Source organism: Pelagibacterium halotolerans B2 (assembly GCF_000230555.1).
GTDB classification, from domain to species: Bacteria; Pseudomonadota; Alphaproteobacteria; order Rhizobiales; family Devosiaceae; genus Pelagibacterium; species Pelagibacterium halotolerans.
Genome location: NC_016078.1, coordinates 2,321,481 through 2,335,340 on the forward strand (window position 1 = coordinate 2,321,481; position 13,860 = coordinate 2,335,340).

General features: G+C 61.3%; 14 protein-coding genes. 10 read left to right on the forward strand and 4 right to left on the reverse strand.

From position 1 onward, the window contains the following. Position 1: 1 nt before the first annotated feature. The 4 genes from nirB to KKY_RS11340 form a co-directional block, all read right to left on the reverse strand. A complete protein-coding gene (nirB, locus tag KKY_RS11325; protein WP_014131487.1) occupies positions 2-2,449 on the reverse strand; it encodes a nitrite reductase large subunit NirB in 2,448 nt (815 codons plus the stop codon). A 21-nt stretch (positions 2,450-2,470) separates the two neighbouring features. Then, positions 2,471-3,760, reverse strand: coding sequence for an MFS transporter (locus KKY_RS11330; protein WP_014131488.1), 1,290 nt, complete (start codon positions 3,758-3,760; stop codon positions 2,471-2,473). A gap of 334 nt (positions 3,761-4,094) precedes the next feature. Further along, positions 4,095-5,327, reverse strand: a complete 1,233-nt coding sequence (locus tag KKY_RS11335) for a CmpA/NrtA family ABC transporter substrate-binding protein (protein WP_014131489.1) — start codon at positions 5,325-5,327, stop codon at positions 4,095-4,097. A 16-nt stretch (positions 5,328-5,343) separates the two neighbouring features. Beyond that, positions 5,344-5,931 (reverse strand): ANTAR domain-containing response regulator, encoded by a 588-nt coding sequence (locus tag KKY_RS11340; RefSeq protein ID WP_014131490.1) that lies wholly within the window; start codon positions 5,929-5,931, stop codon positions 5,344-5,346. A gap of 190 nt (positions 5,932-6,121) precedes the next feature. Here KKY_RS11340 and KKY_RS11345 point away from each other — a divergent pair, with 190 nt between their 5' ends. The 10 genes from KKY_RS11345 (at position 6,122) to KKY_RS11390 (ending at position 13,858) form a co-directional block, all read left to right on the forward strand. After that, positions 6,122-7,126 carry a LysR family transcriptional regulator gene (locus tag KKY_RS11345; protein ID WP_014131491.1) on the forward strand — a complete coding sequence of 335 codons (1,005 nt, stop codon included), beginning with the start codon at positions 6,122-6,124 and terminating at the stop codon, positions 7,124-7,126. A gap of 103 nt (positions 7,127-7,229) precedes the next feature. Continuing rightward, positions 7,230-7,310, forward strand: coding sequence for a pyrroloquinoline quinone precursor peptide PqqA (gene pqqA / locus KKY_RS11350; RefSeq protein ID WP_041528725.1), 81 nt, complete (start codon positions 7,230-7,232; stop codon positions 7,308-7,310). A gap of 27 nt (positions 7,311-7,337) precedes the next feature. Then, complete coding sequence (gene pqqB / locus KKY_RS11355) at positions 7,338-8,246, forward strand: pyrroloquinoline quinone biosynthesis protein PqqB (protein WP_014131492.1); 909 nt, start codon at positions 7,338-7,340, stop codon at positions 8,244-8,246. Then, complete coding sequence (gene pqqC / locus KKY_RS11360; protein WP_014131493.1) at positions 8,243-9,007, forward strand: pyrroloquinoline-quinone synthase PqqC; 765 nt, start codon at positions 8,243-8,245, stop codon at positions 9,005-9,007. Before pqqB ends, pqqC begins: the two co-directional genes overlap by 4 nt. Beyond that, the gene (pqqD, locus tag KKY_RS11365) at positions 9,004-9,327 is read left to right on the forward strand and encodes a pyrroloquinoline quinone biosynthesis peptide chaperone PqqD (protein ID WP_014131494.1); all 324 of its coding nucleotides are present in this window, start codon (positions 9,004-9,006) and stop codon (positions 9,325-9,327) included. The genes pqqC and pqqD overlap by 4 nt, the downstream gene beginning before the upstream one ends. Continuing rightward, positions 9,324-10,538, forward strand: a complete 1,215-nt coding sequence (gene pqqE / locus KKY_RS11370) for a pyrroloquinoline quinone biosynthesis protein PqqE (protein WP_014131495.1) — start codon at positions 9,324-9,326, stop codon at positions 10,536-10,538. The genes pqqD and pqqE overlap by 4 nt, the downstream gene beginning before the upstream one ends. Then, positions 10,528-11,508: a prolyl aminopeptidase gene (pip, locus tag KKY_RS11375; protein WP_014131496.1), complete on the forward strand. Its 981-nt coding sequence runs from the start codon at positions 10,528-10,530 to the stop codon at positions 11,506-11,508. The genes pqqE and pip overlap by 11 nt, the downstream gene beginning before the upstream one ends. 60 nt (positions 11,509-11,568) lie before the next feature. Then, entirely contained in the window at positions 11,569-12,939 is a 1,371-nt protein-coding gene (gene chrA / locus KKY_RS11380; RefSeq protein WP_014131497.1) for a chromate efflux transporter, read from the forward strand. A gap of 66 nt (positions 12,940-13,005) precedes the next feature. After that, on the forward strand, positions 13,006-13,365 hold the full coding sequence (locus KKY_RS11385) for an ArsR/SmtB family transcription factor (protein ID WP_041528726.1): 360 nt from the start codon (positions 13,006-13,008) through the stop codon (positions 13,363-13,365). Continuing rightward, positions 13,358-13,858 (forward strand): arsenate reductase ArsC, encoded by a 501-nt coding sequence (locus KKY_RS11390; RefSeq protein ID WP_014131499.1) that lies wholly within the window; start codon positions 13,358-13,360, stop codon positions 13,856-13,858. Before KKY_RS11385 ends, KKY_RS11390 begins: the two co-directional genes overlap by 8 nt. Positions 13,859-13,860 lie beyond the last annotated feature (2 nt).

Below are 13,860 nucleotides of genomic sequence, written 5' to 3' on the forward strand. Positions count from 1 at the left end.
CCTACTCCGCTGCCTGGGGAAAGCCGAATTCGGCCATGGCCGCAAATTCATGCGCGTCCTTGCCGTTGACCCGTTCTTCCCACGGATCGACCTGTGCGAATTTCTGCGAATAGACGAAGCGCTCGTAATAGCGGCGGCGCTTGGCAAAATCATCGACGATATTGGCCTTGATCGACGCCGATCCGACCCGCTTTGCCCATTTGTAGATGCGTTCGAGATACCGGCCCTGCTCGCGATAGAGCTGGGTCAGAGCCACAATGATTTCGAGTGCCTCATCCTCGGTCCTGGCGTGGCAGAGAACTTCGGTGCCCTTGATGTCGAGACCGGCCGCGCCTGCAAAATGAATTTCATAGCCCGAATCCACGCAGATCACGCCGACATCCTTACAGGTCGCCTCGGCACAGTTGCGCGGGCAGCCCGAAACGGCCATCTTGACCTTGGCCGGGGTCCAACTCCCCCACATGAATTTTTCGATGCGAACGCCAAGGCCGGTAGAATCCTGGGTGCCGAAACGGCACCAGTCGGACCCGACGCAGGTCTTGACGGTCCGCAACCCCTTTGCGTAGGCGGCACCGGACACCATGCCGGCAGCGTTGAGATCGCCCCAGACAGCGGGTAGGTCTTCCTTCTTGACGCCCAAAAGGTCGATGCGCTGGCCGCCGGTCACCTTGATGGTGGGGATGGCGAATTTGTCGGCAACATCGGCGATGGCCCGCAATTCACGCGGATTGGTGATCCCACCCCACATGCGCGGCACCACCGAATAGGTGCCGTCCTTCTGGATATTGGCGTGCACGCGTTCATTGATGAAGCGCGACTGGTTGTCGTCCTCGTATTCGCCGGGCCATGTCGAGAGCAGGTAGTAGTTGAGCGCCGGGCGACATTTGGCGCAGCCGCACGAGGTTTTCCATTCCAACTCCTGCATCACGGCGGGAATCGATTTGAGGTCCTTGGCAACGATCAGGCGGCGCACGTCGTCGTGTCCGAGGTCGGTGCACGGGCATATCGGCTGCACCGCAGCCGGATTGTAGGAATCGCCAAGCGTTGCCGCGAGCAGCTTTTCAACCAGCCCGGTGCACGAGCCGCAACTGGCCGATGCCTTGGTGTGGGCCCGAACGCCGTCGAGAGAGTTGAGGCCCTTGGATGCGATCGCGCCGGTGATCGCGGATTTACACACACCGTTGCAGCCGCAGATTTCTGCATCATCCGGCAAGGCTGCAACGGCCGCCATAGGGTCCAGTTCGGCACCCCCCTGGTAGGCCTGACCAAAGATCAGCGTATCGCGCATGGCGCTGATCGACTCGGCCTTCTTGATGAGATCGAAGAACCAGGCGCCATCGCCGGTTTCCCCGTATAGAACAGTCCCGATCACCTTGTCGTCTTCGAGCACCAGGCGCTTATAAACGCCCGCTGCCGCGTCGCGCAAAACGATCTCTTCGCGCCCCTCGCCCTCGGCGAAATCACCCGCCGAATAGAGGTTGACGCCCGTGACCTTGAGCTGCGTGGCCGTCTTGACCGGCTTGAACGCTGCGTCGGTTCCGGTCAGCGTTTTGGCTGCGACCTTTGCCATGTCGTAGAGCGGCGCGACGAGCCCATAGACCACACTCTGGTGCTCGACGCATTCACCCAGCGCCAGGATATCGGCGTCGGATGTGCGCATCTGGTCATCGACCACGATTCCGCGCTCGACGTGAATGCCGGCATCGGTGGCGATCCGGGTTTCGGGACGAATTCCGGCCGCCATCACGACGATATCGGCCTGATAGACGGTGCCATCTTCGAGCAAGACCGCCTCGACGCGCTCGTCCCCGAGGATGGCCTTGGTCTGGGCCTTGCAATGGATGGTGATGCCGCGTTTTTCGAGCTCACGCTGCAGAAGGTAGCCGGCCGCCGGATCGAGCTGGCGCTCCATCAGATGCCCCATGAGATGGAGAACCACGACCTCCATGCCGCGATTGCGCAGCGCCGCTGCGGCCTCCAGCCCCAGCAAGCCACCGCCGATGACCACGGCCCTGGCGTTGGGCCGTGTGGATGCAGCGACCATTTTCTCCACATCGTCGAGATCACGGAACGCCATGACGCCGGGCAGATCCTTGCCCGCGATGGGAATGATGAACGGTGCCGAACCCGTAGCCACGACCAGCTTGTCATAGGGGGTTTCGACACCATTGGCATGAACAGTGCGCGCCGCGCGATCGATCCGGGTAACGGTCTGCCCGAACCGGGTATCCACGCCATTGGCGGCATACCAGTCGGCATCGTGCGTGATTATGTCCTCGTAGCTCTTTTCTCCCGACAGGACTGGAGAGAGCATTATGCGGTTGTAGTTGCCGCGCGGCTCCGCGCCGAACAGGGTGACCTGGTAGCGGGATGGGTCGGTTTCAAACAGGTGCTCGAGCATGCGGCCTGAGGCCATGCCGGCACCGATGACGACAAGTTTCTCGGTCATGATGGTACTCGGGGGCTCGGGTTACTCGGCAGGCGCCGGTGCGGCACCGGATGCGTTGCGCCGTTCGATCCGGCGGACCGACAGGTGCATCCAGACCAGCGCGACAAGGACTATGGCAAACAGCAGCATGAAGCAGCTCGTCCACACACCCGTCAGGTCATTGAGGATGCCAAAGGCGATCGGAAGGATGAAGCCGCCAAGTCCGCCAATCATCCCGACCAATCCGCCCACCGCGCCCACAGAGCCGGGATAATAGACGGGAATGTGCTTATAGACGGCGGCCTTGCCCAGGCTCATGAAGAAGCCAAGCACGAAGGCGACGGCAATGAAACCGACGGCGCCAATGGCAATCTCGAAATGGATAGGCCCATCGATGCCGTTGAGCGTAATCCCCGTTTGCGGAATCGAGAGGATAAAGGTTGCGACCGCCGACACGGCCAGCGTCCAGTACATCACCGTCCGTGCGCCGATGCGGTCGGAAAGGTGTCCGCCATAAGCGCGGAAGACCGAAGCGGGGATGGAATAGAACGCGGCGATCATGCCGGCGGTCGTGATGTCGAAGCCATAGACTTCGATCAGGTAACGGGGGAGCCACAGGGAAAGTGCGACGAACGCCCCGAAGGCAAAGAAATAATAGAGCGAGAAGCGCCACACCTGCAAGTTGGCGAGGGGCGCAAATTCATCGGCAAACCGACGGCCCTTGGCACCCGTTGTCTGACGCGACCGAATGACGGGATCGTCTTCGCTCATAAACCAGAAGACAGCAGCCATGACGATGAGTGCTATCGCCCAGGCGACAGCGACGGCCTGCCAGCCGAGCGCCACCATGATGACCGGCGCTGCAAATTTGGTCACCGCCGCGCCGACATTGCCGACCCCGAAAATGCCCAGCGCAGTCCCCTGTTTTCCGGCCGGGTAGAAGCGCGAAACATAGGCCACACCAACCGCGAACGAGCCCCCGGCAATGCCGACGCCCAGCGCCGCAACAAGCATTTGCGGATAGGTCTGGGCAAAGGCCAGAAGCAACGTAGCAACGGCAGAAGCCACCATGGTGAGCGTATAGACGATGCGGCCGCCGAACCTGTCGGTCCAGATGCCCAGCAAGAGCCGGATCAGTGAGCCGGTCAGAACGGGCGTGCCGACGAGGAGGCCGAATTCCGTTTCCGAGAGCCCCAATTCGTCCTTTATGCGCACCCCGATGATCGAGAAGATCGTCCAGACGGCAAAACAGACGGTAAAGGCGATCGTGGAAAGCGACAAGGCGCGCGATGGGTTGGGTGCTGCGTCCTGCTGCGGCAGTGGTGAGGTCATAATCGTCTCTCCATATGGACCAGGAGGTCCGCTCGGTGCCAAAACAAAAACGCCGCCAACCAGACAAGACGGGCCGTCCATTGCGGACGGATGCCTTGAAGGTTGGCGACGTTGCCAATTCGGAGGCGCCCGCCGTTGGACGCCGATATCGGTGCGCAAGAAGCGCTCGGGAGAGACGTAGCACGAAGCGTGCCAAGTCCACCGCCCCAGAAAGATACTTTCTATTTCAATGGCTTGGAAGTTTTACCTTCTGATGGCATACGCCACTACCTCGCAAGAAACGGCCTAATGCGAATGCATTCTGCCTAATTTGCGAGCAAGGGGAGGCCCAGGACTACAATGAAGGCACCCGTTGCTGGCCCGCGATATAGGCGTCGAGACGGTCGAGATCGAAACGGGTTCCATCGAAAAACCCGTCGGGGCCCAGGCTCAGCATGCCGCCCTGCGCGCCCATCGCTGTCGCTTCAGTCAGCGCGCCCTCGATCTTGGCATTGGCCGAAGGCACAGCGATTCCCATCCCATCCAGTGCGGCGCGATAGATGTCCGGGCGGTACGTGCGGGCGGCCTTTTTTGCATTTTCGGCAGTATGGTCGACCTGCCGCCACCGGACCATTTGCGAGTAGAACCACAGGGCATGGCTGATCCAGGGGAAATTGGCAGCCCGCTCGAACGGCAGGAAAAAGTCCGGCACATCGACGATATCGGTTTCGCCGATGAAAAGCCGTCCCGTCAGCGCCCGTATGAGGATGGGCGCCGATATCCCGAGCCTGTCCTCCCGGGCCAGCATCCCGGCCAGGCTATCGCGATTGTCCGGATCCGCGCACCATCGGGCCGCGCGTGTAATGGCCCGGATGACCGCCGCCAATTGCTCGGGAAACCGCTCGGCCCACTCGCGCCGGACGCCAAGCACCTTTTCAGGACTGGAACGCCAGATCGACGATTTGGTTGTCACTATGCGTCCCACGCCGCGCGCGACGGCGACGGAATTGAACGGCTCACCCACGCAATATCCATCAACCCGGCCAGCGCGCAGAGCGTCCGGCAGGAAGGGCGGCGGGACCACGACGATTTCGATATCGGACATCGTATCGACGCCCGACGCGGCAAGCCAGTAGCGCAATTCGTAATTGTGCCCGCTCTCGGGATGGACCACTCCGAAGCGCAGCGCAGGCAGGCCCTTGCTACGCCGATCGGCGATCACTCTGGCCAGTGCCGTTCCACTCGAGCCCGCATCGACCCCAAGGACCTGTCCCCGCTCCTCCATCGCCCGCCACAGAGGCAGGGATACCGTAACGGCGTTGCCGCCAAGCCCAAGCGCCATGGGCGCGACAAGCGGCACGTCGAGCGGGGTCAGCCCGAGATTTGCACTCAACGGCATCGGCGCCAGCATGTGTGCGGCATCGAAATGACCCACGGCAACACGGTCGCGGATATTGGCCCATGACGTTTCCCGCACGAGGGCGAATTCGAGCCCCTCGGCTTCGGCAAAACCCTGTTCCTGAGCGGCGATCAACACAGCGCTGTCGAGCAGCGGCACATAGCCCAGCGTAATCGGTGTCAGCCCCATTCTTGTGCCCCTCTGGTCATGGTTCGAGCAACCCAGCCGCCGTAATCAGACTCTGGGCGATCTCGGCGATCTTGCGGTTCTGGTTCATGGCCGTCTTGCGCAACAGGCCATAGGCCTCGTCCTCCGATAGCCCCCTTGTACGCATCAGAATGCCCTTGGCCTTTTCGACGGTCTTTCGGTCCTCGAGTTCGGACCGCGCCGCGGCCAGTTCGCCGCGCAGGCGCGAAAAGGCGTTGAACCGCGAAATCGCCATATCGAGGATCGGTTTGACCCGCTCCTTTTTCAGCCCGTCCACCACATAGGCCGAGACTCCGGCGTCGACCGCCGCTTCGATCGAACCCGGATCGGCCCTGTCCACGAACATGGCAATCGGCCGCTGCAGGACGCGCGAGAGCGCAAAAAAGTGCTCAAGCATGTCCCTGTTGGGATTTTCGAGATCGATGATGACCACATCGGGAGCGATTTCCCCGATCCGGCTAGCCACTTCGTTGATTTCGGTAATGACATGAACCGGTCCATGCCCGGCCTCGCGCAGGCCGTCCTCGATGATCGAGGCCCGGATGCGATTGTCGTCGACCACCAGAATGGAAAGCGTGTGCACCATGGGCACGTTATGGCGATGATTTCGCCTTTGGGCAATTGCGCCGGACGGGGTTCGGTCGCTCTATTTGCAGCAGTGCATCATAAAGTCTAATGGATAGGCGCCAGTGATGGTGGCAGCGTGCGCCCGGCGACGCCACCACCCAATTGATCTTGGCGTATCAAATCACAGCGGGCCCAGCGCATTGCCGAAGATGACCACGCAATCCATTCGCCCCCACCCCGATATATCGCTGCACCAGCTCAGGATATTCACCGCCGTCGCGCATGCCGCGACGCTGACCGAAGCTGCAAAGCAACTGGGCATTGCTCAACCGTCCCTGTCCCAGCAGCTCTCGCGCCTTGAAACGCTTGTCGGCGCCCGCCTGTTCAATCGCCGGCCCGGAGAAATGGAACTGACCGAGGCTGGCCTCTATCTCCTGCCCAAGGCGGAGCACGTGCTGCGCGGCATGCGCGATCTCGAAGACGGACTGATGGAATATACGACCGGACGTCGAGTCACGATCAGGCTGGCGGGGATAACCTCGGTGTTGCGGGTTCTGCTGCCCCCCGCCCTGCGCCAGCTCCAGACGCGTTTTCCAGATATCGATTTCGATATCCAGGACATGGCGCCTTCCGACATCCTCGAATTGCTCTATGATCGCCGCATTGCGGTGGGGCTTCTGGCCGACAGTTCCCTGGCGGCGTCTGGCGGCGGGTTTGCCCAGATACCGCTGCTCACCGATTCTCATGTTCTGGCGGTCCCCGGTCATCTCGACCTTTCCAAGGTCGAGCGCCCCGAGCGTGATCTGCCGCCTGAAACGCTGGCGCTTCTGAATCAGTCGATTCAATTCGCCTTCGGCACCCAGCACACCAAGCGCGTCGAGAATTGGTATGAGCGCCTGTTTCCCGACCACACAGTGGTCGCCCAGTGCCGCAGCTTCGAGGTGGCGGCAGAGCTGGTGCGCGCCGGCGCCGGTGTCTGCCTGGTTCCCGCGCTTTCGTTACTCCATGGCGCCGAAACCCTCAAAGGTATCCGGCTTTATGCAGTCAACGCCGCCCCGCGGCATATCATGGCGGTTATTCCCACCCAGTATCAGCATGTCGAGCCCTACCGAACCTTCCTCGACACACTCAAAGACGCCGCGCAAACCATCGTGCTGCCGCAGGTTCAACCCATTCCCCCCTTTCTCGATGGCGGACCGCAGGCCAAGTTCTAGTCATAGGCGCGCAGCTATGGTCTCCATAGATTGCGCGAAAATCGCTCTCTTCGCAGCATGAACGATACGGCAATGACGCCGTGTTCAAACGAGGAGAAACACTATGGCCTGGAACAAGCCCAAGCTCACTGAAATTCCCGTCAGCATGGAAATCAACATGTACGCTTGCGCCAAGCGCAAGTAATCGATTTGCCTGCCGCGGCCTCCCGCTATGATTAAAATCCTCATACTCGGTGCCGCGGCAGGCGGCGGCGTTCCGCAGTGGAATTGCGGCTGCGACAATTGCCGCGATGCCCGTTCGGGCGCGCTCGCCATTGGCGGCAATCAGGCATCGGTGGCCATCAGTTCCGATGGCGCGCACTGGTTTCTGATCAACGCCTCACCCGATTTGCGCCAGCAGATCGCCAATACATCGGCGCTGTGGCCCAAGCCGGGTCTGAAGCGCCATTCGCCTATTGCAGGCGTCATCCTGACCAATGGCGAAATCGATGCGATTACCGGGCTTTTGACGCTGCGCGAGGGATCGCCCTTTACGCTTTACGCCCATGATCGCGTGCTTTCGATTCTCAAAGCCAATTCGATTTTCAATGCGCTGAAGCCCGAGAATGTAACTCGTCGACCCATTGCGTCTGGCGAGAGGTTCGTTCCGGCGCTACCGGATGGTTCGCCCTCGAGCCTTGAGATTTTTGCCTTCGCGGCGCCCGGGAAAACCGCGCTGTTTCTCGAAGGTCATGACGAAAATGCCGAAGGCGACACGCTCGGCCTTGTTGTTACCGATCAGACCACCGGCGCGCGGGTGGTGTTTCTTGCGGCGTGTGCCGCAATCACCGAGGACGTCCTGCGCCTGATCGATGGGGCCGACGCCGTATTTTTCGATGGCACGTTGTGGCGCGACGACGAGATGATCGCACAGGGCCTCAGTTCAAAGACCGGCCAGCGCATGGGCCATATTGCGATGAGTGATGCCATTCCCGCGCTGACCGGCACCGCCGTCGAGAGGAAGTTCTTCCTCCACATCAACAATTCCAATCCGGCCCTGCGTCCGGATTCGGGCGAGCGAAAAGCGCTTGAGGCGGCCGGGTGGTCGATACCCGCCGAAGGGATGGAGATTACGATATGAACCAGATAACCGCGCTTTCGGTCGCCCCCGATCTCGAGCTCGATTCCCCCGAGGCGCTCGAAGCCCAGCTTCGCCATATCGGCGCGACGCGCTACCACAATCTGCACCCCTTCCACGGCCTGCTGCATGGCGGCAAGCTCAATAAGGGACAGGTGCAGGCCTGGGCGCTCAACCGCTATTTCTACCAGAGCACCATTCCGCTCAAGGACGCCGTGGTCATTTCCCGGTTTCGTGACCGCGCCACCCGCATCGAATGGCGCCATCGCATTTCGGACCATGACGGCGACATCGGCAGCGAAGGCGGCATCGAGCGGTGGCTCAAGCTGACGACCGGGTTGGGCCTCGACCCCGACTATGTGGAATCGACCGAAGGCATCCTGCCTGCCACCCGGTTCGCAGTGGAAGCCTACGTCCATTTCGTGCGCGACCGCACGCCACTCGAAGCCATAGCCTCCTCGCTCACCGAACTGTTTGCGCCCAATCTGCATCAGGAGCGCATCGCCGGGATGCTCGAGCACTATGATTTCATCTCGCCCGAGGTGATGACCTATTTCTCGCGCCGGCTCGATCAGGCAACGCGCGATGCCGATTTCGCGCTCGATTACGTCAAGACCCACGCCCGCACACCCGAGGAAAGGCGGTTGGTCTGCAACGCCCTGATCTTCAAGACCAATGTGCTTTGGGTGCAGCTCGACGCGCTGCATCACGCCTATGTCGGCGGACACATCCCCCCCGGCGCCTTCGTTCCGGAGGCGACATGACCCAGGCAGCGCCCGCCTCGCGCCGCCGCATGGTGGCAACGCCGCAAAGCGCGCCGCGCCTGGCCCGCGGGGTCAAGCTGCGTCACGACGAAACCCGCGGCCGCTGGGTGCTTCTGGTGCCCGAGCGCGTGCTGGCACCCGACGATATCGCGGTTGAAATTCTGCATTTGTGCGATGGCGAAACCACCATTGCGGCGATGGCCGAAACGCTGGCGGAAAAATATGCGGCGCCCGCCGACCAGATCGAGGCCGACGTGATCGAAATGATTCAGGATCTGGCCAATTCCGGATTCCTGATCGATGGAGGAGGAAAACCATGAGCCCGACCCTCGACCGGCACCATCCCCCGATCGAAGCCGATCCCAATGACGGATTGGCCCTGCTCGAAGGCAGGGGGCAACCGGTGGCCGCCAAATACGGCATTCCGCTGGCGGTACTGATCGAATTGACCCACAAATGTCCCCTGCAATGCCCCTATTGCTCCAACCCTGTCGAGATGGAGCGGGCTCGCAACGAATTGACCACCGAGGAATGGAAGCGCGTCCTCGATGAACTCGCCGAGATCGGCGTACTGCAGGTCCATTTTTCCGGCGGCGAGCCCACGGCGCGAAAAGACATTGTCGAGCTGGTCCAGCACGCGACCGACCGCGACCTCTATACCAACCTCATCACGTCCGCTGTTCTTTTGAATCGCGAAAAACTGGTCGAGCTGGCTGATGCCGGCCTGTCGCACATCCAGATCAGCTTTCAGGGCAGCGATGCGATCAAGGCCGATCGGGTGGCCGGCTTTCGCAACGCCCACGCCAAAAAGCATGAAGTGGCGCGCTGGGCACGCGAACTCGATCTGCCGCTGACCGTCAACGCCGTCATGCACCGGCAGAATCTCGACCAGCTCGAAGAGATCATCGCCATGGCGGTCGACATGGACGCCGACCGCATCGAGGTCGCCAATGTCCAGTACTACGGCTGGGCGCTCAAGAACCGCGCAGCGCTCATGCCCACCATCGCCCAGATCGACCGGGCCACCGAAGTGGTGGAAGAGGCGCGTGCGCGGCTCAAGGGCATTCTCGACATCGATTTCGTCATCCCCGATTATTACGCCGAGCGCCCCAAGAAATGCATGGGCGGATGGGGCCGGCAGTTTTTCAACATCACGCCCTCTGGTAAGGTTTTGCCATGCCACGCGGCCGAAACGATTACCGATCTCGATTTTCTGTCAGTGCGGTCCAACCATTCCATCGCCTGGATCTGGCAGAACTCGGATGCCTTCAACCGCTATCGCGGCACCGGCTGGATGCCCGAGCCGTGCCAGAGCTGTGCCTTCAAGGAGGTCGATTTCGGGGGGTGCCGCTGCCAGGCCTTCGCCTTGACCGGCAGCGCCGAAAACACCGACCCGGCTTGCGCCCTGTCTCCTCACCACACCGAGATTTTCCGCACGGCGGAAACCGAGGCCGAGACCGGCGCCACGCGGTTCATCTACCGCAATTTTGCCGGCGGCACGCTCGAAGCGGAGCCATTGGATGGAAAATGAGGCGGCGCTCGAGGTCGACCCGCATGCTCCTCTCACCGCGCAGATGCTGCCGGTTGGCGAAGGGCACACGCTTTATGTCGAGACCGTCGGCAATCCCGATGGTGTCCCGGCGCTGTTTCTGCATGGCGGCCCGGGCAGCGGATGCCAGCCCAGCCATCGCCAGCTTTTCGATCCAGCCCGCTTTCATGCGGTGCTGTTCGACCAGCGTGGCGCGGGGCGTAGCACGCCGCATGGCGAAAGGTCGGCCAACTCGACCGACCGCCTGATCGGCGATATCGAGACGATCCGGACGACATTGGGAATAGACCGCTGGCTCATTGTCGGCGGTTCCTGGGGCGCCACGCTGGCCCTTGCTTATGCGCAGACCCATCCAGACCGCGTAACCGGCATCGTCCTCCGCGCCACGTTCCTGGGCACGCGCCGCGAACTCGATTGGGCGTTTTCGACGGCCATGTCGCATTTCTATCCGCGCCTTCATGCCGACTTTCTCGGCCTGCTCAAGCCTTCCGAATGCGACACTCCGCTGGAAGCCTATTGGCGTCGCATTCTGGATCCCGATCCCGAAATTCATCGACCGGCGGCCTTTGCCTGGTATCAGGCCGAGCGCATCCTGTCCCAGATCGCACCGCCAGCCGACGGGCTGGATTTATCGCAGCTTCCGGCTCCGGGCGCGCGGTTTCCCGCCTCTCCCTTCATGGAAGCGCATTATTTTTCCAATGGCTGCTTTCTCGAGCCCGACCAGTTGCTGGCCAACGCGGCAGAACTGGCAGGCATTCCCGGGCGTATCGTTCAGAGCCGGTATGACCTCTTGTGCCCGCCCGCCACGTCTTTTGCCCTGGCGAAGGCATGGCCCGACGCCAATGTGCGGATTGTCGAGACGGCGGGCCATGGACAGGGTCAGCCGGGCGTTGAAGCCGCAATCGCCGAGGCACTCTCCGAGCTTCATCCCATTGTCACCAGCGGGCAATAGACATTCCGGGCTGATGCGTAGTTAAACTGCGTGACACCATCTGACCTGTTTTGGGCGTGCATGCAGAACCGAAATTACCCGACACTCGCCGAAGCGACCAGGATCTGGGCCAGGATCGGTCTTTTGAGTTTTGGCGGCCCAGCGGGCCAGATTGCCATGATGCACCGCATCCTCGTCGAAGAGCAGAAATGGCTCGGCGAACAACGGTTCCTCCATGCTCTCAACTACTGCATGCTCCTGCCCGGACCCGAGGCCCAGCAGCTTGCTGTCTATATAGGCTGGCTGATGCACCGCACGACCGGCGGCATCATCGCCGGGGTGCTGTTTGTCATACCCGGCATCGTCGCCATCATGGCGCTGAGCTGGATTTATGCCATCTGGGGCAATGTCGGGCTGGTGGAAGGCTTGTTCTTCGGGCTGAAGGCCGCGGTACTCGCCATCGTCATTCAGGCGGTGATCCGCATCGGCGGCCGTGCCTTGAGAAATGGAGCGATGCTGGCCATTGCCGCCGCGGCGTTTGTCGCGATTTTCGGCTTTGCCGTTCCCTTTCCGATCATCATTCTGGCAGCCGGCCTGATCGGGTTCATGGGCGCGAGAGCCGGGATGGCTGCCTTCGAGCCCAGGATCAATCACGGCAAGGTCGGCGCGACACAGATCGCCGACTCCGATACATTGCTCGGCGAACAATCTCCTGCCCACACCCATTTGGATCCGGGTGGAGCCCTTCGGATCTCACTTGTCATTCTCGCCCTTTGGCTGGTCCCGGTCGCACTGCTTTTCGGGCTTCTGGGGCTCGATAACGTCTTCTCGCAGATCGCCGGCTTTTTCAGCGTGATGGCAATCGTAACTTTCGGCGGTGCCTATGCGGTTCTCGCCTATGTCGCCCAGGAAGCGGTGCAGAATTTTGGCTGGCTGGCCCCGGGAGAAATGCTCGACGGGCTGGGCATGGCCGAAACGACACCGGGTCCGCTGATCATGGTCACCCAGTTCGTGGGCTTCATGGGCGCCTTCCGTGCGCCCGGAACGTTGCCGCCTCTTCTAGCCGGCACACTTGGCGGATTGCTCACCACATGGGTCACCTTCGCGCCCTGCTTTCTCTGGATTTTCCTTGGCGCTCCCTTCATCGAGCGGCTGCGGGACAACAAAGTCCTGACCGCAGCGCTGAGCGCCATCACTGCGGCCGTTGTCGGCGTGATCCTGAATCTGGCCGTCTGGTTCGGGTTGCACGTGGTGTTCTCCGAAGTTGTGGAATTTTCCGCCTTCGGCCTGCAGATCGACCTGCCGGTCCTTGCTTCGATCGATTGGCTCTCCGCCCTGCTGATCGTTGCGGCGATGATCGCGATTTTCCGGTTCGGACTCGGCCCGGTTACCGTGTTGATCGGCTGTGCGGCAGCCGGTGTCGCGCTTCATTTCGGCAATGTTCTTCTCTAGCTGGTTGGACAGCCAAAAACGAATGAGAGCTTGACGCTGTATCCATATATCGATATTTCTCGATATATGGATACAAAACACGCTCTCATTGCCTTCGATGCACTTTCACAGCCCACTCGCCTGGCCATATTTCGTCGGCTGGTGAAAGTCGGCCCCGCAGGCTTGCCGGCGGGCGAAATCGCCGAGGCGCTCAACGGGCGGCAAAATACCATTTCAACTCACCTTGCTGCACTCGCGCGTTCGGGACTGATCGTTTCCGAGCGCGAAGGCAGGACCATTCGCTATAGCGCCAATTTCAAGGCCGCCGGTGATCTTGTGGCTTTCCTGCTCGAGGATTGCTGCGGGGGCCGTCCCGAAGTCTGTGCGCCGCTGGTCACCAACCTCGCCTGCCTGCAACAATCTGCAATGGAACCTTGCTGTGACTGACACACCCTATTCTGTCCTTTTCCTGTGCACGGGCAATTCCGCGCGCTCGATCATCGCCGAGGCCCTGCTCAACCGTGACGGCAAGGACCGTTTCCGGGCCTGGTCAGCCGGCAGTCAGCCCAGAGGCGAGGTTCATCCCTTTACGCTCGATCTGCTCAGAAGCCTCGGGATCGACACCGGCTTTGCCCGTTCGAAAAGCTGGGATGAATTTGCAAAGCCCGGTGCGCCCGAATTCGATTTCATCTTCACGGTCTGTGACAGTGCCGCCAACGAGACCTGTCCAGTCTGGCCGGGCCATCCCATGACCGCTCATTGGGGCATCCCCGACCCCGCTTCCGTCCAAGGCACCGACGCCGAAAAGCACGTTGCCTTCGCCGAGGCGACGCGGCAATTGGGCAATCGCATCTCGCTGTTGCTCAATCTGCCCATTGCCAGCCTCGACCGTCTGGCGCTCAAGTCGAAGCTGGACGCCATAGGCCAAACGCGGGACTGATC